Origin of the sequence: Nostoc sp., assembly GCF_036916985.1 — a bacterium.
Taxonomy (GTDB): domain Bacteria; phylum Cyanobacteriota; class Cyanobacteriia; order Cyanobacteriales; family Nostocaceae; genus Nostoc.
In genome coordinates this window covers 1-24,284 of sequence record NZ_JBALFD010000004.1, presented here as the reverse complement: position 1 = coordinate 24,284, position 24,284 = coordinate 1, and the positions used below count along the sequence as shown (strand labels likewise).

At 44.7% G+C, this 24,284-nt stretch carries 21 protein-coding genes and 2 pseudogenes; 1 reads left to right on the top strand and 22 read right to left on the bottom strand.

Annotation, left to right across the window (positions count from 1 at the left end):
• Positions 1–147 precede the first annotated feature (147 nt).
• The 22 genes and pseudogenes from V7L07_RS00525 to V7L07_RS00420 all read right to left on the bottom strand — a co-directional run bounded on the left by V7L07_RS00525 (position 148) and on the right by V7L07_RS00420 (position 23,264).
• Positions 148–867, bottom strand: coding sequence for a dienelactone hydrolase family protein (locus V7L07_RS00525; protein WP_335054062.1), 720 nt, complete (start codon positions 865–867; stop codon positions 148–150).
• A gap of 25 nt (positions 868–892) precedes the next feature.
• Complete coding sequence (locus V7L07_RS00520; RefSeq protein WP_335054060.1) at positions 893–1,138, bottom strand: DUF302 domain-containing protein; 246 nt, start codon at positions 1,136–1,138, stop codon at positions 893–895.
• A 96-nt stretch (positions 1,139–1,234) separates the two neighbouring features.
• Positions 1,235–1,714: a nuclear transport factor 2 family protein gene (locus tag V7L07_RS00515; protein WP_335054058.1), complete on the bottom strand. Its 480-nt coding sequence runs from the start codon at positions 1,712–1,714 to the stop codon at positions 1,235–1,237.
• A 172-nt stretch (positions 1,715–1,886) separates the two neighbouring features.
• Entirely contained in the window at positions 1,887–2,282 is a 396-nt protein-coding gene (locus V7L07_RS00510; protein ID WP_335054056.1) for a DUF6130 family protein, read from the bottom strand.
• Between the two features lie 256 nt (positions 2,283–2,538).
• Positions 2,539–3,456: a DUF1838 domain-containing protein gene (locus V7L07_RS00505; RefSeq protein ID WP_335054054.1), complete on the bottom strand. Its 918-nt coding sequence runs from the start codon at positions 3,454–3,456 to the stop codon at positions 2,539–2,541.
• A gap of 121 nt (positions 3,457–3,577) precedes the next feature.
• Complete coding sequence (locus V7L07_RS00500) at positions 3,578–4,573, bottom strand: alpha/beta hydrolase (RefSeq protein WP_335054052.1); 996 nt, start codon at positions 4,571–4,573, stop codon at positions 3,578–3,580.
• Positions 4,574–4,695: 122 nt separating this feature from the next.
• Positions 4,696–5,583, bottom strand: coding sequence for an alpha/beta fold hydrolase (locus V7L07_RS00495; RefSeq protein WP_335054050.1), 888 nt, complete (start codon positions 5,581–5,583; stop codon positions 4,696–4,698).
• A 66-nt stretch (positions 5,584–5,649) separates the two neighbouring features.
• Positions 5,650–5,901, bottom strand: a complete 252-nt coding sequence (locus tag V7L07_RS00490; protein WP_335054048.1) for a WD40 repeat domain-containing protein — start codon at positions 5,899–5,901, stop codon at positions 5,650–5,652.
• Positions 5,873–6,376 carry a WD40 repeat domain-containing protein gene (locus tag V7L07_RS00485; protein WP_335054046.1) on the bottom strand — a complete coding sequence of 168 codons (504 nt, stop codon included), beginning with the start codon at positions 6,374–6,376 and terminating at the stop codon, positions 5,873–5,875. Before V7L07_RS00485 ends, V7L07_RS00490 begins: the two co-directional genes overlap by 29 nt.
• A 77-nt stretch (positions 6,377–6,453) precedes the next feature.
• Positions 6,454–6,648 (bottom strand): hypothetical protein, encoded by a 195-nt coding sequence (locus V7L07_RS00480; RefSeq protein ID WP_335054044.1) that lies wholly within the window; start codon positions 6,646–6,648, stop codon positions 6,454–6,456.
• Between the two features lie 473 nt (positions 6,649–7,121).
• Complete coding sequence (locus V7L07_RS00475) at positions 7,122–7,991, bottom strand: alpha/beta fold hydrolase (RefSeq protein WP_335054042.1); 870 nt, start codon at positions 7,989–7,991, stop codon at positions 7,122–7,124.
• Between the two features lie 57 nt (positions 7,992–8,048).
• Positions 8,049–8,699: an MOSC domain-containing protein gene (locus V7L07_RS00470; protein WP_335054040.1), complete on the bottom strand. Its 651-nt coding sequence runs from the start codon at positions 8,697–8,699 to the stop codon at positions 8,049–8,051.
• 19 nt (positions 8,700–8,718) lie between these two features.
• Entirely contained in the window at positions 8,719–9,468 is a 750-nt protein-coding gene (locus tag V7L07_RS00465) for a glucose 1-dehydrogenase (protein ID WP_335054038.1), read from the bottom strand.
• A gap of 188 nt (positions 9,469–9,656) precedes the next feature.
• Positions 9,657–10,088: a cupin domain-containing protein gene (locus tag V7L07_RS00460; RefSeq protein ID WP_335054036.1), complete on the bottom strand. Its 432-nt coding sequence runs from the start codon at positions 10,086–10,088 to the stop codon at positions 9,657–9,659.
• Between the two features lie 300 nt (positions 10,089–10,388).
• Positions 10,389–11,300, bottom strand: coding sequence for an SDR family NAD(P)-dependent oxidoreductase (locus V7L07_RS00455; protein WP_335054034.1), 912 nt, complete (start codon positions 11,298–11,300; stop codon positions 10,389–10,391).
• 105 nt (positions 11,301–11,405) lie between these two features.
• Positions 11,406–12,983 (bottom strand): GMC family oxidoreductase, encoded by a 1,578-nt coding sequence (locus V7L07_RS00450; RefSeq protein WP_335054032.1) that lies wholly within the window; start codon positions 12,981–12,983, stop codon positions 11,406–11,408.
• Between the two features lie 115 nt (positions 12,984–13,098).
• A pseudogene (locus tag V7L07_RS00445) lies at positions 13,099–13,713 on the bottom strand (Dps family protein).
• Between the two features lie 65 nt (positions 13,714–13,778).
• Positions 13,779–14,603, bottom strand: coding sequence for an alpha/beta fold hydrolase (locus V7L07_RS00440; protein WP_335054030.1), 825 nt, complete (start codon positions 14,601–14,603; stop codon positions 13,779–13,781).
• Between the two features lie 114 nt (positions 14,604–14,717).
• Positions 14,718–15,275: a DsbA family protein gene (locus V7L07_RS00435; RefSeq protein WP_335054028.1), complete on the bottom strand. Its 558-nt coding sequence runs from the start codon at positions 15,273–15,275 to the stop codon at positions 14,718–14,720.
• Between the two features lie 422 nt (positions 15,276–15,697).
• Positions 15,698–16,327 (bottom strand): response regulator transcription factor, encoded by a 630-nt coding sequence (locus tag V7L07_RS00430; RefSeq protein WP_335054026.1) that lies wholly within the window; start codon positions 16,325–16,327, stop codon positions 15,698–15,700.
• Positions 16,328–16,604: 277 nt separating this feature from the next.
• Positions 16,605–22,610 carry an AAA family ATPase gene (locus V7L07_RS00425; RefSeq protein ID WP_335054024.1) on the bottom strand — a complete coding sequence of 2,002 codons (6,006 nt, stop codon included), beginning with the start codon at positions 22,608–22,610 and terminating at the stop codon, positions 16,605–16,607.
• A 543-nt stretch (positions 22,611–23,153) separates the two neighbouring features.
• Positions 23,154–23,264, bottom strand: coding sequence for a hypothetical protein (locus V7L07_RS00420; RefSeq protein ID WP_442935988.1), 111 nt, complete (start codon positions 23,262–23,264; stop codon positions 23,154–23,156).
• Positions 23,265–23,313: 49 nt separating this feature from the next.
• On the opposite strand from V7L07_RS00420, the pseudogene V7L07_RS00415 reads away from it, so the two are divergent.
• A pseudogene (locus V7L07_RS00415) lies at positions 23,314–23,838 on the top strand (IS4 family transposase); the annotation flags it as partial.
• Between the last annotated feature and the right edge of the window lie 446 nt (positions 23,839–24,284).

Sequence of the window (24,284 nt, the reverse complement as noted above, 5' to 3'; positions counted from 1 at the left end):
CTAACCCGGATTTCACTTTGCTGAAAAACTAATCGGGTTGTTCAAACCAGAGAAAATGCTCCTTGAAGATTCAACTTTTTCTCCAAGCTTGCTTCATTAAGATACGATTGTTTTTATACACCTCTAAAGTTCCAGACTGCCGGTTATCTAACGTGCTTTGACACCACTGCCTAAATGCTGTTTCAAAAACGCCAATGTGCGATCGCGTGCTAATTCTGCGGCTTCTTGGCGATAAGCGGAACTACCCACGCGACTAAACCCATGACTCACTCCTTCATAGCGATAGATTGTTACCAGGGGGTTGTCTTTCAGTCCTTGCTGAATGGACGCTTGAGCAGTTGGTGACACAAACTCGTCATTTTCATCCATGTGCAATATCAGCGGTTTCTGAATTTTTGTCGCTTCTGCTAAATTCTTTTCAATGTCAACACCGTAATAACTAACGTTGGCATCCGCATCAGTACGTGTTGCCATGAAATATGCCAGTTTGCCGCCTAAACAAAAGCCCACACTGCCGACCTTGCCTGTGTTGCTGGAATACTGCCGTAGAACAGACAGACTTGCCTTTAGGTCTTCTACGCCGCTATCCACATCAAATGCTTGGAGCAACTCAAAGGCTTTAGACCACTGATCCTGATCGTCAGCATCAAGTTGCACACCGGGTTCAAGTCGCCAATACAAATCTGGCACAAGCACCAAATAGCCTGCCTTAGCATAATCATTGGCAATTTGACGCATATTAGTATTTACCCCAAGAATTTCTTGAATCAACAAAATTCCTGCATCAGGCTTAGTACTGGGTGCTGCTAGATAGGCACTAAAACTGCCCCCGGACAAGGCTGAAATGGTGACATTTTGAGTTGTCATGGTGTCCTTTTTAATAATTCGCTATTTAGACTTTGACCAAATTAAACAGCGTTGCGGAATGCAAGACAGCATCTATTTCACATCCTGACGACGACTTTGTTCCTGGAAGTAGTCGCGCCAGCTTCGGGTTGCCAAACAGCAACAACTGCGTCGGAGGTAGGCTAAGTCCGACTTTTTCGGCTTCAGTCTGTTGATCGATACGGGCAAAAACGGTGATGCCTTTTGCTTGAAGGATGGCTTCTAATCGATCAATGGTTGCAGGACACTGCATACGGGCTGATCTGGTTGATGATGCCGTTGTTTGCATTCATAGCAGTGGATTTCTTACAGGATAAAAACTGGGTAATATGGTGATTGCTTCGGCTTCTCAAAGATTGAGGTCAGACAATCCGGGATGATCGTCAGGACGACGACCTAGTATCCAGTGGTATTTGCGTTCGCTCTTCAGAATTGGCAGGTCGTTGATGCTGGCAATACGCCATCGCATGAATCCATGTTCATCGAATTCCCAATTCTCATTGCCGTAAGAACGAAACCAGTTGCCGGAATCATCATGCCATTCGTAAGCAAATCGGACAGCAATTCGGTTGTCTTGAAAAGCCCAAAGCTCTTTGATCAGACGGTAGTCTAATTCTTTAAGCCACTTACGTGTCAAGAACTGGACGATCGCCTTACGACCAGATAGAAATTCTGAGCGGTTGCGCCAAACACTATCCGATGTGTAAGCAAGTACTACTAGTTCAGGGTTACGTGTGTTCCAAGCATCCTCTCCGATCCTGACTTTTTGGATGGCGGATTCATTATTGAAAGGCGGCAGGGGTAGTCGAGGATTTTCGGGGTTGTTCATAGTATGTAAGCGGTAGAATCGCGATCGTTTCAGTATGATTTAATTGGCATTAAATCCGTGCCGACCGAATTACCTCAAAAGCAGTTTAATACAGATCAATGAATACCACCCGCGATGTGCAGCGTTTCCCCAGATGGCCCCGTCACAACTGAGATTTTTCCCTCTAGTTTTTTCATGATGATTTCTTAGGATCGGGCAACGTGAACTCAACAGTTTCGCTAGTGATTACTTTGTGCGTGGGGTCAGCTAGTTCGATCAGCACCTTGTGTACGCCAGGTTCCAGTCCGACCAGGATGATCGTTTCCCCACTGGCATCGACAAAGTGCCACGGCGCGTCGTCAACGGTGATGTGGATATGACCGATGCGCGGCGATACTTCGAGGGCACTTTTGCCAAACACTGGCAACACACGCAAATTCTCCGTCCGGTACTGGATGAAGACGCGTCCCTGTGCCAGTGGTTCGGGAAGCGGTGGATCGACAATCAGCTTGGGTGGTGCTTCGTTTTCGATCGCAATCAACGGTGATGATCCGATAATATCCCTAGCGCTCGGTGTGTGGGTGTTCATAGCGTAAGTACCTGAAAGTAGTTTATATAACGATCCATTTGAAGGTGAAGTGGCGCAGAGTCATCGCTCCAGAGAAGCCATTAACGTTTCTTTGATGCGAGTTCCCAGACCACAGTTGCAAATGCTTTCGGACAAGGCGATTGCAGGTATAAAGCACGGTAGAACAAAGTAATTTCAGACACCTCAAATTAGAGGTTCTACTTCTAAACTCTGTGGAGATCGTGAGTGAGTTGAGATATCTAGAAGCAGCACAGGCTTATTGCTGACAAGGTTGGTTGCTCTGTGTCTCAGAAATGGGGAATTGATCGCCAGCAAGATAATTGTCAAAGTATTCGCGAAAGTAAGTCCAGGAAGTTTTGCTACTTGCAGCTAAATAGCAAGTAGGAGCCGTGCGATAAACTGGGACTCGTGATTTAATTTCTTGCTGAAGCAATGGGGAAAGCTCCTCGAATCTTTGCAGTTTCCGAATACTAGCGCTGTAAACTAACTGTCCTGGTTTCCCTTTCATCTTCATCCAAGGTAGCCAGGGACTAATGCGATTCCAAGTGCCTGAAACATTCAGTACTGTAGGAACATTAGGCTGTTCGACTCTTGCTTTAGGAACTACAAATTTAAAAAATTCCCCAGCTTGATAGAGCGGTTCAGGACTATAGTCTTGAAACTTCGGATCGCTGGCTAGAACGTTAGGATAGGTGAGCGGAACATCCAGTGTGAGAATGAGATTTCTGCCAGCCGCAAAAGCGGGGAATCTCCCTTGTCCTAAGTTGTTCTGAACGGGATTATTAGCAACATGCACTACGGGCAGTACTTCCTTTGTCCAGGGATTCTGCCAGCGATTAAGCACCTGATTCGTCTGTGGATCTAAATAGTACTGAAGTTCACGAGATGTTAATAACCATTGTCCTTGCTTATTCTGAAAGCAGCGTGCAACATTCATGCCGATGATACTAAATAACTTTCGCTGCTGTTCTTGAGGAACAAACGCATAAACAGAACCGCTCCATTCGAGATAGGTGTTCCGTGGATCGGTGGCACAGCGAGTCCGGACTAACTCCTGAATGTCAACCGTTTGTGTGTCTGATTGGGTTTGAGCGTCACCTGGAGTTGGTTTTAAAGCTAAAACTGTAACGACGACTGTAGCCCAAAAGTACAGAAACTTAGTTTTACGTCTCATACCTTGAATCCTCGTTAAATTCTTGTTCATTTGCAAGAAGGTAAAGGTCTTGTTTGCAGACTTAAACCTCCGAGGTTTTGGCATAACGGGAAACGATGCCTGCGGCGATAAACTACGCATCCTATTGCAGATGTTTCTTCAATTGGGCAGCAGCTTGAACAAACAGAGAGCGGACTTCTGGCAACTCTGCTAAACCATTGAGCAGTCCAAAGTCATGAATCATGCCGTTGTACTGCACAGTCGTCACCTCAACACCAGCTTCATCGAGCTTGCGTCCATAGGCTGTACCCTCGTCATGCAAGATATCGCTCTCTGCAACCACAATTAATACTGGAGGCAAGCCTTTGAGTTGCTCAACCGTCGCCTGTAGGGGAGAAGCATAAATGTCTTTGCGCTTTTCTGGGTCAGCGATGTACATATCATACATCCACTTCATCGTTGGTACAGTCAGAAAACGCTGATCGCCAAATTGCTGATAAGAATTTGTTTCAAAATCCGCATCTACAATGGGCCACATCAGGATTTGCAGTTTGATGTGTGGTCCTCCTTTTTCTTTCGCCTTCAAAGCAGTCACAGTTGTCATGTTACCGCCGACACTGTTGCCAACGACTGCCAAATTCTTGCCATCCACCCCAATCTCCTCACCATGCTCGGCAACCCATTTGGTCGCAGCATAAATCTCATTGATCGCCTGTGGGTACTGAGCATCTGGCGTGCGAGTGTAGTTGACAAAGACACCTGCAAACCCTGAAAGCACAACTAGATCGCGAACCATGCGCTTGTGTGTTGGGTAATCACCCAGCACCCAACCACCACCATGAATAAAGATGAAAACAGGTAATGTGCCTTTGACCCCTTCAGGTCGTACAATATTGAGGGTAATTGAATAACCATCAGCAGTAATCGTCTTTTGGGACTCTTCAATGCCTGAAAGGTCTACTGAAACGGAAGCCTGTGCATCTACAAGGACTTGACGTGCAACGAGCGCTGTGAGTTTCTCCAACGCCACACCCCCTGAATTCAGCACTTTCAAAAATTCCTTTACTCCTTTGGAAAGACGTGGATCATCCGCAACTTCCAGAATTTTTGCTGCTTGCGAGTTTGCTTGAGCAACCATGACATTCTCCTTTAATAAATTGTAAACAAGATGTTAAGTTAATTGATTTAACACTGCTGCTTGATCAGTAGTAATTGTAGTAATGACAATCACTTTTTACCGACATAGTTTCCCAGCCCAAACTATTTGTTACTGGTGGTTAGCTTGGTGTTCTCTACAACGTGAGTGGTCAGAAAGCGGTGAATATAGTCAGAGATCGCGTCCCCATCTTCTTCCAAAGCAAAATGCCCCGTATCAAACAAATGAAACTCCAGGTTTTTTAAGTCGCGTTTGTAGGCATAAGCTCCCTCCACTAAAAAGCCTTGGTCATTTTTGCCCCATACAATTAGCGTCGGTGGTTGATATTGGCGCAAGTAAGCTTGCCATTGTGGATATAACCGCACATTGGACTGGTAGTCGTATTTCAATGCCAATTGAATATCCATATTGCCAGGGCGATCGAGGAGTGCCTGATCCAGAGTCCAGGTATCAGGACTGAGGTTTTCTATATTCCTAGCTCCAGTAATGTAATGCCATTTGGTGCCCTTGCTTGCCAGAGCTTGTCGCACGCGATCGGCATTTTCGGGTGTCTTATTCTGCCAAAAAGCATGCATAGGCTTCCAGAAATCACCGAGTCCCTCTTCGTAGGCATTGCCATTTTGCACAATCAGCGTCTCAATCTGCTCTGGATACTGTATTGCCAATCTATAGCCAATCGGAGCGCCATAATCCATTAAATAAAGGCTATAGCATTTCAATCCGATCACATCGACAAAGCCTGCCATGACTTCGGCAAGGCGATCAAAGGTGTAATCAAACTCATCCACCGTTGGCATGGAACTATAGCCAAAACCAGGATAATCAGGTGCAATCAGATGGAATTGATCCGCCAACGCCGGGATTAGATTGCGGAACATCTGGGACGAGGTTGGAAAGCCATGCAATAGCAGAATCGTCGGATGATCACGAGAACCAGCTTCACGATAAAAGATATCTAAACCATCGATCGATACTGTGCGATAAGTGATCATGCGTTTACTCTTGTGAATTCAAATTGTTCAACAGAAATAGTTGATCTTTTTTCTGAAAGCTTCTTGTCACTCTTTAGGAAGAGACCAGAGTTTGATGGTTTTGTCGGCACTGCTGCTTATCATGTTTCCATCCGGTCTAAAAACTACTGACCGCACGCCTCGCTCATGCCCGATCAAATTCTCCAAGAGTTTGCCTTCAGGCAACCCCCATAACTTGATAGTGCTATCGTTACTACCACTAGCTAATCTCTTGCCATCGGGACTGAAAGCCACTGACCACACAACTCCTTCAGCGAATGGTTGTGTCAGCACTACCACTGGCTAACCACTTTCCGTTGGGGCTGACGGCAACGGCTTCTACATCATCTGTATGGCCATCTAGGGTACGAAGCAGTTGTCCCGTCTCTAAATTCCAGAGTTTAATCCGGTTATCCCAGCTGCCACTAGCGAGCAGCTTGCTATCTGGACTGATGGCAAGGCTTACCACTGCATCGCCGTGTCCTTCTAAAGTATAGAGTAGGGTGTTACTAGGCAGATCCCAAATTTTAATTTTTTTATCGTAACTGCCACTGGCGAGGAAGCGTCCATCAGGGCTGATTGCGATCGCGTAAACCCAAGTTGAATTTCCTTGGACAGAACGTAAGGGTTGAATGGTTGCAACAGAAGTAGTAACAACACTAGCGTTTCGGAAGGAAGACAATAGGCTAGCACAACTGCTACTACCAACTAAGGTCGTTAGGGTGCTGATTGCCAATGCTGCTGAAGATTTCCAGGTAATTTGTTTCGATCTCATAACAGGACATTCCTTGTGCGAGTGGGAGAATAATCTGACTTGCACCCACTACGTAACGGTGTCGGAGAGTAGTGGTACTATAGAGTAATTTTTTCTGGAATTTGAGATGAGAACGCTTTTTCTTTCGCTTTTTGTTGTTTATTCCGATGTTCAATCCAGCGTCGCATCAGAAATAAAAGGGTTGTCGTGACAATCCCTACTAGCCCAATCGCGGTTAAATAGCTCCAATGCTCTAACATTTTGTCCCAAACGTGCCAAGTGAGCAGAAACATAGTTAAGTAAGTCAGGTTATGTAATCGCTTCCAATTTTTTTTCAGTCTTTTGACACTCCAGTCATTAGAAGTAATTGCTAATAGAGTAAAACTAGAAATCCCAGGCTGTTTTCTAACGGTGCTGTATCGATTGCTGCCATGACCAATCCTCCTTAATTTTTCAATAAAAGCCCTTACAAAGGTAGGTATTTTTTATTGGGTCATTTTTTGACGATTCCAGCCGATCTTTACTACATCAGTCCTCTCTGTTCATGCTCTTTTTTTGGCGAAGATATTGTTATTCAAAGGTTTATACTTGAGCATGAGCTATGCTGGGACAATACCAATTCGCAATTCGCAATGACGCTCCTTCTCTGCGAGACGCTGCGCGAACGTCGCTAACGCAGTTAATAAATCTAGCTCCAGTAAGGCTTTCCTGATTTCCATCTGTTGCCGAATTTTAAAGAATTGGTATAATCCATCATTTCCACCGATCAGGCGAGAACGGATTGCAGTCGTGATGTGAGAAATTGATCGATATAATTTGCGATCGCATCGCCTTCTTCTTCCAGGGCAAAATGTCCGGTATCGAGTAGATGGAACTCAACGTCTTTCAAGTCACGCTGGTAGGGATAAGCACCGTCAGCAGGAAAGATGTAGTCGTTCTTACCCCAAACAATCAGAGTAGGTGGCTGATATTTGCGAAAATACTCTTGCCATTGCGGATATAATGGTGGATTAGTACCATAGCTATACAGCAGTGCCAGTTGAATCTCATCGTTGCCGGGGCGATCGAGGAAATGTTGATCGATAGTCCAGGTATCAGGGCTGATCGCTTCTAGATTGCGAACACCGTTGGTATATTGCCACTTCGTCGCTTCCAGGGTGACAAGATATTTGAGCTTTTCAGCATTCTCAGGCGATCGCTCTTGCCAGTATGCCTTAATTGGTTCCCAGAATTCGCGCAGACCTTCCTCGTAAGCATTACCATTTTGAACAATTAGAGATTGCACGCGCTCTGGATATTTAGCGGCAATCCGATAGCCAATCGGCGCACCATAATCCATCACATAAAGGCTATACTTTTTGAGAGCGATCGCAGCAATGAATTTTTCCACAATCTCGGCCAAGCGATCAAACGTGTAATCAAATTCATTTACAGTTGACATCGAACTATTGCCGTAACCCGGATAGTCAGGCGCAACAAGATGGAATTTATCAGCAAGTGCTGGTATGAGATTACGGAACATGTGAGACGACGTTGGGAAGCCGTGCAATAACAGAATCGTTGGATTATCACGGGAACCCGCTTCACGGTAGAAGATATTTAAACCATCGATGGAAACTGTGCGATATGTAGTCATGGGATTACTCCTTGTAAGTGATAAAAGTGACATGATGGCGTTTTACGACAGGTTGATCTATCTCACATCCTGACGATGGATTTGCTCCTGAAAGTAGTCCCGCCAGCTTTCGGGTAAGGCTTCAAGTTGAGCAGCACGATGCAGTAACTCTGGATTGCTTCGCTCACGAACATAAAGCTGAATGATATTAGCAACAGTAATATTGTTGGTATCTCGACTCATCAGCTCTAAAGCGTCTCCGACTCCAACTTCGCCCTCTTGCAAAACCCGAAAGTAAAATCCGGTGCGACGACTGGCGAGAAATCGTTTCACCATATCCGATCGCCCAAAGCGAATCCCTAGTTTGTAGCAGGGTAAGCGCGGTTGAGTCACCATTAGTTCCACACTGCCGATTTTAAAGCGATCGCCAATGTTTAATTCTTCTTCTCTCAATCCTGTAACTGTGAAATTTTCACCAAAGATTCCTGGCGTTAACTCTGTGTCAGGCAATTTATCTCGCCAGTAGTCGTAATGCTCAAAGGGATAGACATAAACTGCTTTGTCAACTCCGCCATGAACGGTGAGATCCGCTTGGCGATCGCCATCTAAATTGAGTTCACGCACCATCACTCTCGCATTAACTGGCTCTTTGAAAATTCCAGTGCGGACGGCTTTTCCTTTCCAGGTCACTTCACGCGGTAGGCCAACATTAACAGAGATCAGCTTCATCTTCAACTCCTTTTGGACTTCAAATCTGTGCCATACCGCCATCGACAAACAACTCAATGCCGTTCACAAAGCTGCTATCATCTGAAGCGAGAAAGACAACAGCTTTGGCAATCTCATCGGGTTTGCCGACTCGTCCCAGTGGGATGGTGCTGGCTTGGCTGTCCACGAATTCTTGTAACTGCTGGTCATTCAATCCCAAATGATCGTAACCAGGAGTCGGAACCACACCAGGGCTAATGGCATTCACTCGGATCTTGCGTTCTTTGAGGTCGAGTATCCAATTCCGAGCAAATGATCTCACGGCGGCTTTGGTGGCGCTGTAAACACTGAAAGCTGGCGTACCTTTTATAGAAGTAATCGAAGCATTCAGGATAATAGAAGCGCCCTCTGGCAACAGTGGCAGTGCCTTTTGTACAGTAAACAGCAAACCTTTAACGTTTACGTTGAATGTTTTGTCAAAGTGTTCCTCAGTGATTTCTCCAAGTGGGGCAATTTGTCCACCGCCAGCATTAGCGAAGATGATATCGAGGTGTCCTTGTTCTTGCTTAATGGTGGCAAACAGACGATCGAGGTCTGCCAGATTAGAAACATCACTCTGCACAGCCGTAACATTTTTACCAATGGCTTCCACAGCAGCATCCAGTTCGACTTGGCGACGACCCGTGATGTAGACATAAGCACCTTCAGCAACAAACTGTTTAGCTGTGGCAAGACCGATACCACTGTTGCCACCCGTGACAAGGGCAATTTTTCCTTCTAGTTTACTCATTATGCTAATCCTTTGATTGTTGGGTTTAAAGCGGTCAGTTGCTAATGGAGAGTGGAGTCAGGAGGAAAAATAGTCAGCTTACTCCTTTCCCGGTGGAAGAATACCAAAATATTTTTTATCTCACGCAGAGACGCAGAGGCGCAGAGAAAGAAAAAAGAGGTAATCTTAGAGCGGGAAGTGAGTAATCTCTAAGGGATATCTCCAGGTACACCCAGGATTTCGTCGCCAATTTCGCTAGAGATGCGACTGAACAATTCCATGTCAGGTGCCTCATTCTGGTTTAGCGTCCCTGTTGCTTCTATTAGTTGAGCAAAGGCACTAGGCGCAGCAACAACCAACCCGCGAGCTGGTTTATCGCTAAGTGCGGCGACTACATGGATGGTATTAGGCGGGATGAAGAAGCTTTCACCAACGCTTAGCACAACCTTGTTTTCACCCGCCCAGACAGTAAACTCTCCTTCCAGCACATAAAGTTGTTCGGAATAGCGTGTATGGCGATGGGGTGGAGTCTGCGTACCAGGAGTGAAATAGCCCTCAATCAGGTCGTATTTACCGTCAGTCGTGGTGTGATCGGCGAGGATAGTGAGGCGAGAACCAAGAAACCAGAATGATTTTGTCATGGAAGTACTCCTTCTAATGAATGAATTGTGTTACGAATGCTCAAGTTTGCGGTTCAGATAAGGCAGGCGTTCATGCCGTTTTTAGATAGACAAGTGTGACAAATTTTTAACATTAAGCTTGTTGGGAAGACTTTGTGAGGTACACTCCGCTTTAATTAAATCGGCTGCCTTCTCAGCAATCATGATAGTGGGTACGTTAGTATTTCCCGTGGTGATTGTTGGCATGATGGACGAAAGGCTGGCAGACTTACGACCGGCAATTCGTTCATCAACAGCGTGAAGCTCACTGTTACTGCCAGGTCAAGCGAGCAGGCGCAACGATTCATCCCAGAGCCGATCGGCATTGTCTGGGTTCAGGGCGTAGGGGGCAACTCCGCTCATATAGCTGTTCCCGTTGGTGACGAGAGTGGCTTCATTGCAGTCCTCGAAATAGCGTCCGCCAACGCCCTTTAGTAGCAAAGAGGTTGCCAATAGAACGGAAGTTGCCGCACCCTGCGCTATTGTCTTCTGCCGCTCAGGTGGGGTTCTAAGACCGCCCGTATGACGCTGGAGGTTGGTTGCGATCGCCCCAGGCATCAGGGCATTAGCGGTAATGCCATCCTTGAACCAGCGCGCAGTAGCACCCACAGCAAAGAGGATGCTTGCAGTCTTGGACTGTCCATAGGCCAACCACGGATCATAAGGACGGAACATGAAGTGAATATCATCGAACACAATGGGCGACATCAGATGTCCGCTAGAACTAACCGACACGATACGGGCGGTACCCTCTGCGGCGAGAGCGTCGTGTAGTCCGAGCGCTAGGGCAAAGTGTCCGAGATAGTTAGTGGCAAATTGCATCTCCCAGCCTTCGGGTGTGCGCTGTTCGGGCAGTGCCATTACCCCTGCATTATTAACGAGGATGTGCAGCGGCTCACGCCAGGCAGCAATGAACTTGGCAATTGAGTTGCGATCGCTTAAATCAAGCAAAGCAACATGAATATTCCGGTTCCCAGTAGTAGCCATAATGTCAGCCGCGACTTGCGCTCCAGCATCGGTATTACGCACAGCTAGTGTGACGATCGCTCCAGTTTGAGCCAGCACCCGCGCCGTTTCTGCGCCGATGCCCGATGCGGCTCCCGTAACGATCGCCCGCTTGCCGGAAAGATCAATTCCTTCTACAACCTCGGCGGCGGTGGAATGTCGTCCGAATGGTGTTGTAATCAGTGCCATTGTGTATTCCTTTACAGAGGTCGAGTGTTCTGTTTGCCTAACATCAACCGATAAACGCTCAACAGGTATGATAATCTGAGATTGATCAAAGACGATCGCCCGTTTCTAAATAGATGAATACGCCGGATTTTGGACGTTAGATTTGCTGAGAACCGTTCGTGCTGTGCGACCTGCTTTAATTAAATCTGCTCCCTTCTCACCAATCATGATGGTTGGTGCGTTTGTATTTCCGGTCGTGATGGTGGGCATGATGGAGGCATCTACAACCCGTAACCCTTCAATTCCATGTACTCGTAGTTCAGGATCTACCACTGCCATTGAGTCAATGCCCATTTTGCAAGTGCCAACCGGATGCCACACAGTACTGCAATTGTTGCGGATATAAGCAACGAGTGCTTCATCGCTCTGAACGTCAGCACCCGGAGCAATTTCCTCACCTCGAAACTCATCAAAATGACTCATGTCAAACAATTGGCGTGCTAGTTTAATTGCAGCGACTAACTTTTGCACATCGGCTTCACTTTGCAGATAGTTCATCCGAATCATGGGGGTATCTTGCGGATCAGATGAGCGCAAACTCACACTGCCACGATTTTGCAGACGGGTCAAAGAGACAACATCCGTGAACCCAAAAGCAGCAGCAGGATAGCCAAGCGGCAAGAACTGGACAGGAGCGAAGAAAAACTGTAAATCAGGTGCAATCTCTGAGTTGCCTTCGCTATGTAAGTACAGTACAGCTTCTCCGATACTACTTGTGCTAGCAAAGTGTAGATCCTGAATTGACTGATAGACCACAGGAACCAGAATGTGATCTTGCAGGTTTTGACCCACTCCCTGCAAATCTAATACAACAGAAATCCCCAATGCCTGTAACTGTGAGGCATTGCCAATCCCGGATAGCATTAGAAGCTTAGGCGAATCGAATGCACCCGCACTTAAAATCACTTCTTTATTGACTCCAATTTGGTGCAGCATTCCCTCATGCAGATATTCTACGCCAACCGCGCGAGTGCCCTCCAACAATAATCGAGTCACCAACGCCCCAGTTGTAAGGGTCAAATTAGAACGCCCGACAATGGGCAGAAGGAAAGCAGCCGCAGCACTGTGCCGTTTACCATCCTTGATGGTGTGTTGTAAAAGTCCTGCTCCTTCCTGCTGCTTGGCATTGAAATCAGGATTGTAGTCATAGCCTGCTGCAACACACGTCTCTACAAATCGCTGAGAAATCGGAGCAGGCGCAATCAGATCGCTTACGCTCAACTCTCCATCCACACTGTGATAGGCATCAACACCGCGCTGCTGGTGTTCGGATTTTTTGAAATAGGGTAAGACATCCTGATAGCTCCAACCGGGATTTCCTAATTCCTGCCAATGGTCGTAATCGTGATGGCTGCCTCGAACATAGAGCATGAAATTAATCGAACTACTGCCCCCTACGACTTTGCCACGGGAACAAAGGATCTTGCGGTTGTTCAGATACGGTTCTGGTTCGGAGAAATAGCCCCAGTCCACTTCAGTGCCAATTAGATTGACGCATTCTGCTGGGATTTGGATTTCCGGTTTCGTCGCTGGATTGCCCGCTTCGAGCAACAGTACAGTGATTTCTGGGTCTTCTGTGAGACGATTGGCGACAACGCATCCTGCCGAACCTGCACCAATTACAATGTAGTCATAATTAGCCATAAAATTCTCTTCCTCTGTTATCTACAATGGATAAATGGAGTCAAGAATGAACTGATTAAAGAGCGATCGCTGAAATACTGTTAGTTATTCATTTACAACACCTGATCTGCTGAATTTAACTGCGTACCAATGGTGTATCCACCAAATGTTCTGCCAGAAACCAAACTTGCGTCTCATTGGTTCGCAGGACTTGGCTCACTAACACATCATTAGTGCCACTATCTTGATTTGCTGCTGTTTTATCGATCGCCACTCTCAATTCCCCAACGATCAATTCGTGGGCTTCTAGTAACCGCGACAACATCACAGGTACTTCCTCAACACCATTGGGCGGACGCTTAATCTTAGTGACTTCTGCCACATGACGTGGATCAGCGATGTCTGACGACAAGCCGCAAAGCGTCTACGCCACACCTCCGAGTGTTTGTACCCGTTCACCCAGTGCATCAATTAATTCAATTTGTTCACTGGCGTGTTTGTCGAGCAATAGATGCAGTTGATAAAACGTATGTCCGCGCATCAACCAGTGATGTTTCTTGTAAAGGTGATAGAGAATAATCGTATCTGCCAAAATTTGATTGACTAAAACACAGCTTTCGCTGCGGGTACTAGTGTTGAGAACAATTGGCAAATCACGAAGAGTACCATACTGCTGAATTTCATATCCATGTTGATGCAATAAGGGTTGACTGCCATCGACTTTAGTGATGCCTGTATTTTGAGTCGGCACGATCGGATCTCCTAGAATCAATAATTAGGTCTGTTTTATTTGTATGTACCGAGAAATTGTTTCTCTTAGGATTGGGATGACTTCACAGCAGTGCTTGCTGCTTCAATCACTTTGGCAACTTCTTTTGGATGAGAGATAAAAGGAACATGACTGGAGTTAACTTCGGTTGTCTTAGCACCAATCCGTTTAGCCATAAATCGTTGAAGTTCAGGGTTGATGGCGCGATCGCTTTGAGTCACGATAAACCAGGAAGGAATCGTTTTCCAGGCGATTTCATTCACTGATTGCTCAAAGGCTGCGCTGGCGATCGGTTTTTGGGTTGCTGCCATCACTCGCGCCTCAGCCTTCGATACGTCTTGGGCAAAAAATTCGTGAAACTTCCCGCGATCGATATAGAGAAAGTTTTCAGCATCAGATACGATCGCCGTACTAATCGGAGGGGCTGCGTACCTTTTATTCAAATCACTCGTCTTTTCACCGACATCTGGTGCGAAAGCATTAACATAAACCAGAGCTTTCACCTGTAGATTTCCAGCCGCTGCACCTGTTATCACATTTCCACCATAGGAATGTCCAACCACAACAACGGAACCTTTTTGATTATTAATCACACGCTTCGTCGTTGCCACATCATCAGCAAGCGAGGTGAGCGGAATCTGCACAGCAGTCACTCTATAGCCATCCTGCTCTAACAATGGAATGACGTGTTGCCATGATGTACCGTCAGCATAAGCCCCATGAACGAGAACGATCGCAGGTTTAGAGTTGGACGCTTGAGGTAATTCTTTGGAGGTGGCTGGTGTTGGATGCATTGATATTCCAACGACAACACTTAATGCAAATAACCACAGCAACAATTTTTGAACTTTTTTCCATGTAAAAAGCATCATGGCGATCGCCTCTATATTCTTGCTAAATTGCTGAAATCTCTGATTTTTGTCGTCCGTATATAAATTGTGAAATACTCCCCGCTGAAATACTTGTTGGGATAAGCATCAAAAACCTTAATCATTTGCAGCAACAATGGCTGCCATTATCTGCTCAACAGTCCAGCGATCAAGATAGCGAATTCCATTAATAAACAAAGCGGGTGCAGCCTCCACTCCACTTCGCAGTCCACCTTCAATATCCGCATTGATACGATTGACATGCACGCCTCTGGATAAATCCTGCAAAAATTGAGAAATATCAAGTCCTAAACGATTGGCGTACTCTACTAGATAGCCATTTCCCAACTCCTGTTGATGGATAAACAGCATCTCATGCATTTGCCAAAACTGCCCTTGAGCCGCTGCTGCTTCTGCGGCTTCCGCTGCCCGTTGAGCATGTGGATGAATCTGTACTTGAGGAAAATGACGGAAGATAAAACCTAAATTGTTTTCTCCAAACGAAACCTGCAATTGCTGCCCGGCAACTTTAGTCAATCGATAGACATTAGCACTTTGAAAACATTCATAATCTCCATACATGACGAAGACTACAGCAGCATTCAGTACACCTTGGATATGATCCTGGGTTGAAGGCGGAACGAATAGAGAACGATTATCACGGTCGTAAGTCATCTTTTAGTTTGTATTAAGCAATACCTTTGCCTCACAAACCAACTGCATTAACATCGCTATGTATTCAATATAGAGAATTGACCTTTTCTTGTCGTCCACTCTGAGTTGACATTTTTGTACAATCGAGTGATGGATGAACCTGTCGATCTCGCAGTGGAAGGTTGTCACCAACTTTAGTTGGAGTCTAAAGCCAATCTAAAGGAGAAAAGGTAAAAGTTCACCGAAGAGGTAGAGGGGAAGGGGGCTCTTAGCTGGGTGAGCAAGCCCTTCCTCTCTGCGCCAAGCGTTGCGGAGCATAGCTTAAGAAGCCCCGCCCTTCCAGGGCGCTCTTACTGGGGCGGAGTACAAGCTCTCTCCCAGTCTTCCCCCTTGCTCCCTGCTCCCCTGCCTCTTGTGACTTTCCTTCCCTCCTTTTTCCCTACTTACACACTGACAATCCCACGCTTAACAGCAGTGATCACGGCTTGTGTGCGATCGCTCACGCCCAGTTTGCTTAAAATCCGATTTACATGCGATTTGACGGTACTTTCACCAATAATCAAAGCACTGCCAATTTCTTGATTACCCATTCCTTGTGCCATCAAACGCAGCACTTCCAACTCTCGTTCACTCAGTTCTGGATTGCTCATTCGCTGCAATAATTTTGCACCCACTTCTGGCGGAATGTATTTCTGACCATTATGAATGGCGCGAATCGCATTCAAAAGCTCGCCAAGTTTAGAATCCTTAAGAAGATAGCCTTGAGCGCCTGCCTGTAAACCGCGATAGATATCTTCATCGCCATCGTAGGTTGTGAGTACCGCGATCCGAGCTTGCTTAAATTCAGCACAAATCGCCATAATGGCTTCAACACCTCCCATTTTGGGCATTCGTAAATCCATTAGTGTAACATCAGGTTGGTATTCTCGAAACGCATCGATCGCCTCCTGCCCATCTTCAGCTTGAGCGATCACTTTCATTTCTGGATCGCGATTAATGATGGTTGCTAGACCCTTTCTGACTATGGCATGGTCGTCAACAATCAGCACTGTAATCTTAGTGGATTGGCTCATTGTAATTCCATCAGTGAGAAGGCAAGATAATCTTATTTTTGTCAATTAGAAATTATGCTGAAAATTTGGAAAAGCACAGGTATTAAGTTAACTCTTGTACTGAACTTATAGGTAAAGAATGAATTATGCGTATCTAGATTACGCGTAGGCGCAGCCCGCCGCAGGCGTCGTCTGCTCAAAAATTGCGTTTCCAACCACGCTTTTCAGTCATATTTTGAGTATTCTTGCTTATTGGCAAATGGTATCTGACCTTAACCTATCACGAATGTTGTAATTCTCACTGTCGATTGATAGTGGCAATAATTTCTGTTCCTTGACCCGGTTGGCTTTGAATTGTTAGTTGTGCGCCAATGCGCTCTGCCCGTTCGCTCATTCCTAATAAGCCAAACCCACCGCTCAAAGGAATGCTACCTACTCCAAAGCCCCTGCCATCGTCTTTAACCCTTAAGATACACTGTGTCTCATTGTACACCAACTCAACCAGAATTTCGCCAGCACTTGCGTATTTAATCGCATTGGTTAATGCTTCTTGCCCAATTCTGAGTAAGTTATTCTCCACTTCGGTTGGTAAGGAATAGGCTGTACCCTGAGTTTCGCAAATCAAAGCCGTCTCGGTCGTCGCTCGCATTTGAGCCACTATACGATGCAGGGCACTCTCTAAATTACCTTCTTCTAGTAGCTGGGGACGGAGTGCTGATACGGATCGCCGTGCGCCTGCTAGTCCAGCGCGTGCTAGTTCATCAATCATTTCCAGATGTACTTGGGTTGCTTCCGGGTCATCCGCCAGCACTTGCGCTACTGCTCCAACCTGAAGCAGAATACCCGTGAAAGATTGAGCTAGTGTATCATGAATTTCTCGCGCCATACGGTTGCGTTCTTCCAGAATTGAGGCGTGTTCGGCTCGTTTGCGTTCACGCAGTGCAGCGTTTCGCTGTTCGCTAATATCTGTGATGAGACTGTAGAAGCCTCTCACTTGAGCATTGTCATCGAAATCAGGAATCAAGGTCGCACTGATGCACCGTTTACCAGGCGGAAAAGGGATTTCTGCCTCCAGGGATACAGTTTGCCCTTCAAACACTTGATTAATGTACGGTTCAACTCGTTGATAAACCATCTCACCTAAAAGCGCATGAACAGGCTTGCTCAAAATTTCATCACGACTACGGTTAAACCAAATCTCATAGGTAAGGTTGATAAATTGATAGCAACGATTGGCATCTACATAGCTAATTAATACTGGTAGTGCGTCGGCGATCAGTCGTAATTCCTGTTCTTGATGACGCAGTGCGGCTTCGCTTTGCTGTAACGCCGCTGTCCTTTGAGCGACCTGTTGCTCTAGAGTGCGGTTGTAATTCGCTAAGAGGTGTTCGGCTTGTTTCCGCTCTGTGATATCTTGAAAGGCTGCGATCGCATAAACCACATTGCCCTGCTCATCAAAGACTGGCGTTCCCCATGCCTCAGATGGAATAATTGCGTTGTTTTGGTGAATATCTACATCGTCAATCCTGGTGCATTCGCCGCTCAACGCTCGGATGATTGGCAGTCTCTCACTCGGATAAATTTGATTCGTCCCCGTCACATAAAATTGATAAGTCTCTGAAAGTTGCTCCGGTGTGGCGGCAGGATCAACGCCTTTACCCATAAGCTCAATTCCCCGCTGATTGACATAGTAAGGGCGACCCGTCGCATCAATGATGCCAATTCCTACGGGAATCGCTTCTAAAAATTGAGCCATCTGACTTTCGCTAGCGCGGAGCTTGGAATAGAGCTTGGCATTTTCGATCGCGATCGCTGCCTGAGTGGATAGTAAATTCAGAACTTGCGATCGATCGGGTGTAAAGGCTCCAGCCGCTAATTGATTTTCTAGATACAACACGCCAACAAGCTTGCTTTGATTCACCAGCGGCAAACAGAGAAGCGATTGAGTTTGGTTGCGTTGAATGTATGGATCGTTGATAAAATTTCCTTCACGAGTTGCATCATTAAAGATGACAGCTTCATGAGTCCGTATCACATACTGAAGGATTGATTCGGGTAGACGATTTGCAATTGGAACTGATTCTAGCACTCGTGTCGCACAAACCTGTTCACCATCATTAAATTCACAAGTAGCTTTGATCGTCCATTCTCCTGAGTTATCCAAAAGCAGGCATCCAGTTTGTGCCCCAGCATTTTCAATTAAAATCTGCATTAGAGAACTGAGCAACTGCTCCAGTTCAATTTCACTCGAAATTGCTTGAGATGCTTTCATCACCGTCGCTAAATCGAAAGCGATATTTGGGGTATTCGAGGTAGTTCCAGCAGTAGTGCGGATTGGCGTGGAAGTCACACTGGACGACTGAGGGAAAAACTGTGGATAGCGAGTTTCTAAATCTTTGACCTTTGCTGTTGCACCCCATCGCTCATAGCAGTAGTGGGCTTCCTTCATGTAGAGTTGGGCAAACTTTTCTCTACCACGAGATAAGTAATGTTTGGCGGCTAATTCATAGGCTAACGCCTCTTCCTGGATATATTCATTTTCCCTCGCTCCTTGAATTGCTTGTTCATAGAATTCCTCTGCTTCAAACCACTGACTTAGAACTCGTGCAATCTCTGCTTGCACCAGATAATATTTATGCAAACAATTCATTGGCGCATACTGTGCCCATTGCTTCATTTTCTCCTGACTAACCGTAACTTTTTTAAGGAGTTCCTCCTGCACTTGAGTGCCACTTTCAGAGTATATGGCGAGTCTTGCCAGCGCATCATATAAATAGTAAAAAGGACCAAGAGGTGTGCCTGTTATTCCCATTAAATAACGTTCTGCTATGGTTGAGTTTTTAACTGCCTGAGCATACTCAGAAAATAGGTAGCACAGGAAAAGTTTATGGAAAAAGACAACAAACATTGCCGTTCCATCATTTGTTACCTCATGTTGTGGCAATCCATTTTCTTCATTGTAGAATTCGCCAACTAGGCGAGTTAGGCTGACTGAAAAGCCCATCAAATTTGCGGTCGCCTGCTGATATATTTGGTTCCAGGTTAGCGCCGTTTTCTGTTTGATTTGACGAATTGCTTCATTGTATTTCGTCATCTCGCGCTCAACTTCTACGAGTTCCTTTCCAACTGCGTAGAATTGGAAGCAATAACAATGAGCGGAATAAGCAGCAAACTCTAAATCTCCAACTTCTAAACCTCTTTGGTAGGCTTCTAGCAAGGGCTGGGTTGTGTTTCTAATATGCTCTTTCCAATGAATAATAAAGTTATTCACAATGACTAATGTTCTAGCTCTGAGAGAATGAACATTAAGGTGTGACAATAGATTTAGCGCAAGTTGTCCAAACTCGTACCCAATCTCAATGTTCCCAATCGTTCCACAAAGAATTAATCCGTAAAAGGCATAGGCAAAGGGAGATACAACAGCATTACCAGATTGAATTGATAAGTTTACTTGTTTAGACACAAGCAGAGGCATCAAATCAGGAGCCGCAACATAGGCAGCGATCGTGATGCTTGATAAGATTCGCATCGCCGCCAACTTGTCCGGTTCGGTCATTTCCGGCAAATGTAGCAAGTCCTCGATTGGCTTGTCGCCAATGAGTGATGTAATTGTGTCTAGCTCAAGCTGAATGTCTGACTGAGTTGGCGTTTCAGGAAAACTGATTCCCAGTTGCTGCAAAACTTGCAATCCAGTGTTGATTGCTTCTAATGGCTGGTTCTGCGCGATGTCAGTTTGAATTTTGACTTCGTAAACTTTCACGATGTCGAGAACCGTTTTGGCTGCTTGCAGAACAACCACTGCCCAGGATTCTACCTGCTCAAACTCGCCACACAAATACGCGACTTCTGTTGTTTCTGTGTATAGCTCTAAAGTCAGGTCATAGTTTGTTTGCCAGCTAGAAGCTGCTAGCCATGCTCTACCTCTGGCTAAATAGGTTTTTGCCACATTATAGGCGATCGCAGCTTTTGCTTTCTGTCCGGCGATTAAATTTAATCTAGCAATTTCATTGCGTTCTAGTTGATCTGCGACAAGCTCAATTCCATAATTAAGATGATCAACAATTTCAAACAGTCGGTCTGATAGTCTCTCTGGCAAGCTTTTTCCGAGGAGATTGCGACCAATTTGTAAATGAACAATTTGTTTTTGCGACTCATCGATTAAGGTGTATGAGGCTTGCTGCACGCGATCGTGCAAGAACTTATACTCTTGAATTAACAAGTTTTCATCTAATTCAGATAGTGGTTGAATTAATCCAACCTGTATGGCTGTTAGTAAATCTTGAAAAACCGTTTCATGTAGTTTCTCACAAACAATCGATAGAGTATCTAAATTAAATTCAGCACCGACACAAGCAGCTAACCGGAGAATTTGCTGTGTATTTTCTGGTAGTTTCTTCAACTTGTGAAGCATCAACTCCACAACATTATCAGTGATATCTTGGGCTTGGATCTGAGCTATGTTCCACTGCCAACTTAAGTCTTCAGCATCAAAGGTCAATAAATTTTCGCTATACAGCATTTTCAAAAATTCATTGACAAAAAAAGGATTGCCCTCAGTTTTCCGCAACACCAACTCAGCTAATGGACGAACGGTGTCTGCATTCCGATGTAGCGTCTCGGCAATTAACTGACTCAACGGCTTAAGCGTTAATGGTGTTAGGATAATTTCCTGAAGCACTGCCCCTTGTTTTTGCAGTCTCTCTAGCATTAATGCTAATGGATGCGTTGGATTTACTTCGTTATCTCGATAAGCTCCAATCAAAAATAGTGATTGCGTTTGCTCATCCAGCAGCATCAGTTCGATTAACTTCAGCGTGGCAGAGTCAATCCACTGCAAATCATCTAAGAAGATCACCAGGGGATGTTCCTGAGAGCAAAATACCCGTATGAATTGCTGAAACACTCGATTGAAGCGATTTTGCGCTTCTGTGGCTCCAACGTCCGGTACAGTCGGCTGCTTGCCAAGCATTAGTTCCACTTCAGGGATCACATCAACAATGAGTTGTCCGTTACTGCCCAACGCCGTTAGCAGGCGCGATCGCCACTGTTGCACTTGTTCGTCTGGTTCACTGAGCAATTGCTGCACCAATTTTTGCAGAGAAGAAGCGATCGCGCTGTAGGGAATATTGCGCTGAAATTGATCAAATTTACCCCAGATAAAATAGCCGCGCCTTTGGGTAATTGGTTTATAGATTTCCTGCACTAACGCAGATTTCCCAATTCCAGCATAGCCAGATACCAACATCATTTCGACTTGGAATTTTGGTTTGCCCTCTTGTTCCCTTTGCGAAGTTGTTTCCGAATTATTTGGTAAAGCAGCGACGCGATTTGACTCTGGACACGCTACGCGATTAAATGCTGCCAGTAACATTGCAACTTCCTTGTCCCGTCCATACAGTTTTTGGGGAATTTGAAATTGCTCAGAAACGTCTTGAAGCGCCAGTTTAATGCTAGAGATTTGACCGATTTCTGCTAATTGATCGGCACAGATTTCTAAATCCGCTTTGATTCCCCAGGCACTTTGATAGCGATCTTCGGCATTTTTTGCCATCAGTTTGAGAATGATATCTGAAACTGGCTTAGGAATAGTTGTATTTATTTCATGAGGCGGAACAGGCTGTTTAGCTATATGACAGTGGACTAGCTCAAGTATGTCCGTTGTGGGAAACGGTAGATGTCCGCTTAGCAGTTCGTAGAATGTCACACCGAGGGAGTAAAAATCGGTGCGGTAATCGAGTAAACGGTTCATCCGCCCGGTTTGCTCTGGAGATAAGTATGCGAGTGTCCCTTCTAAAACATGAGGATTCTTGAAGGTCGGATTCGTGCGGTTAAATTGGGTGGCAATTCCAAAGTCAATAATTTTGACAACACCAGTATCGAGATTGAGGACTATATTTCCAGGGTTGATATCTTTATGAATGACATTAGCTGTATGGATTCTGCCTAGAATATCGGTGAGGGCGATCGCAAGACTTAAAAATTGGCATAAGGGCATGGGGCAAAACATCTCTGGGTGCTTGTGCATCCATTGCTCTAGGGACTCTCCCCCAAAATCTTCTAAGAGAATCACCAGAGTGCGTTGATAGTCTTGCTGGCTGTATGCCTTCACTACTCCTTCCACTGTGAGGGAACGGATAATTTTATATTCTTGTCTGTAGCGGGTCAGTTCTTGAGGTGAGGGATAATCAAGTTTTAGCATTTTTACAATTATCCCTACTCCATCGTCTCTGATGCCGCGATAAACTAGAGAATTAGAACTTTCGTATATTTTGTCTTGAATGACAATACCAGGTAGAGTAATCATAGAAGCAACTCTTGAGAGGATAATCTGGCAATACCTCAAACTATACAGTAATTGACAACGAAACTACACGGGTTTCAGCCGCTGCAATTCGCACATAAAGTGAAATCGACTGTGAAGCAGTGCCATAAGAATTATTTTGGCTCGTATCGCTATCTGTTGCGGCGTGTTGTGCCTATTTATCAACTTTTGCAGTTGCTCACGCTCTTCATCACTTAAATTTAATATTTTAGGAGCTAATCTAGCCACACCTTGATTCCTCCATCTGTCCCTACCAAACGGCTTTTATCTTGATTATTTATTCTCCCACCAATATGGTCTGTTTATTTCCGCCGACCTGTACTAGCAGTCTCATTTTTCTCAAAATTTCTATCAAAAATAGAATTAAATATATTTAATTTTGAATAGCTCCTTTTAACTATTAAGGCATAATGAAAACACCTGATTCATCCCTAATCTAACTAATCCGCAAACACTCATAATTACCCGATTATATTTATTATGTGCAAGGCGAAATCTATCACTAGCGACTTTAAATATTTTGATTCAACCTATGAGATACTCAACACCTATTCTTCTGGAAGATAATTCTTTATTTTCTTGTTTTTGTAGTTCAGTAATTTCGGTTTTTTTAGTCTTTTTATGAGGCGTGGCTATTGCATCATCCCCCTTATAAGCTTTATCTCCTAAAAATTTTTGTTTAGGGTCTTACCGTTTGATTACTGATTTAATGGATATTTCTAACTTTCCTGCTTTGCTATTAGCATCAGAATATCATCAAAGATGGGAAGCGGAGAATACTTTAGATGAATTAAAGGTACATCTTTTAGGGCGAAAAATCCCCATCCGTTCTAAGAATCCTCGTGAAGTAGTCCAAGAAATTTATGGGTGGTTGTTAGGACATTATTGCCTACGGTGTTTAATGTTTCAAAGTGGCACTTTGAAACATATTTCTCCATTAAAGTTAAGTTTTGTTGGGAGTTTACGAGTTATTCGGCGTGCAATTCCTGAGTTTCAACGTCAGATAAATAATCAACTGGATATCAATACATATTATAGTTGGTTAATTGCCGAAATATCCGATTTAGAAATCCCTTTACGACAACATAGAAGTAATCCAAGAGTAGTCAAGAAAGCCCGCTCTAAGTTTAAGAGTAAAAAACGAAGTCATCGAAATAATGGTTCTCCCCGACAAAAACTATCTTTTCAAATTTTTAGACAGGCCAGTTGAATATATCCATTTTGAACTTCAAAGTTGGGATAATTTTTCTGATTCTATCTTTAATTCGTTTATCAAACCCCAAAGTGCCTGATAAATTTTATACTTCAATTCAGTATTTCATTTATTTACTGCCATAATTGATACCAATTTCTAAATAATTATTGCAGATATATTTGGAAATAATCGTCAAATAATTTACTAGCAATCTTTTTGAGATATCTCATCAAGATAATTTTTCGTGTAATTACTTATTCTAATTGCAAATAAAATTACTTTATACAGAAATGCAAGTTTTAGCGATCGCACCTTTTTCACCCAACCTTACAAAATCGCGTTGCTCCCCTTGGGTACTCCGCTTTGTTTTTTTTACGATTTAATCCTAATTTCTGTAACGCACGACACATTGCACTTTGACCTACCCAATTGCCAGTCTTGTCTGCAAATAATTCACACAA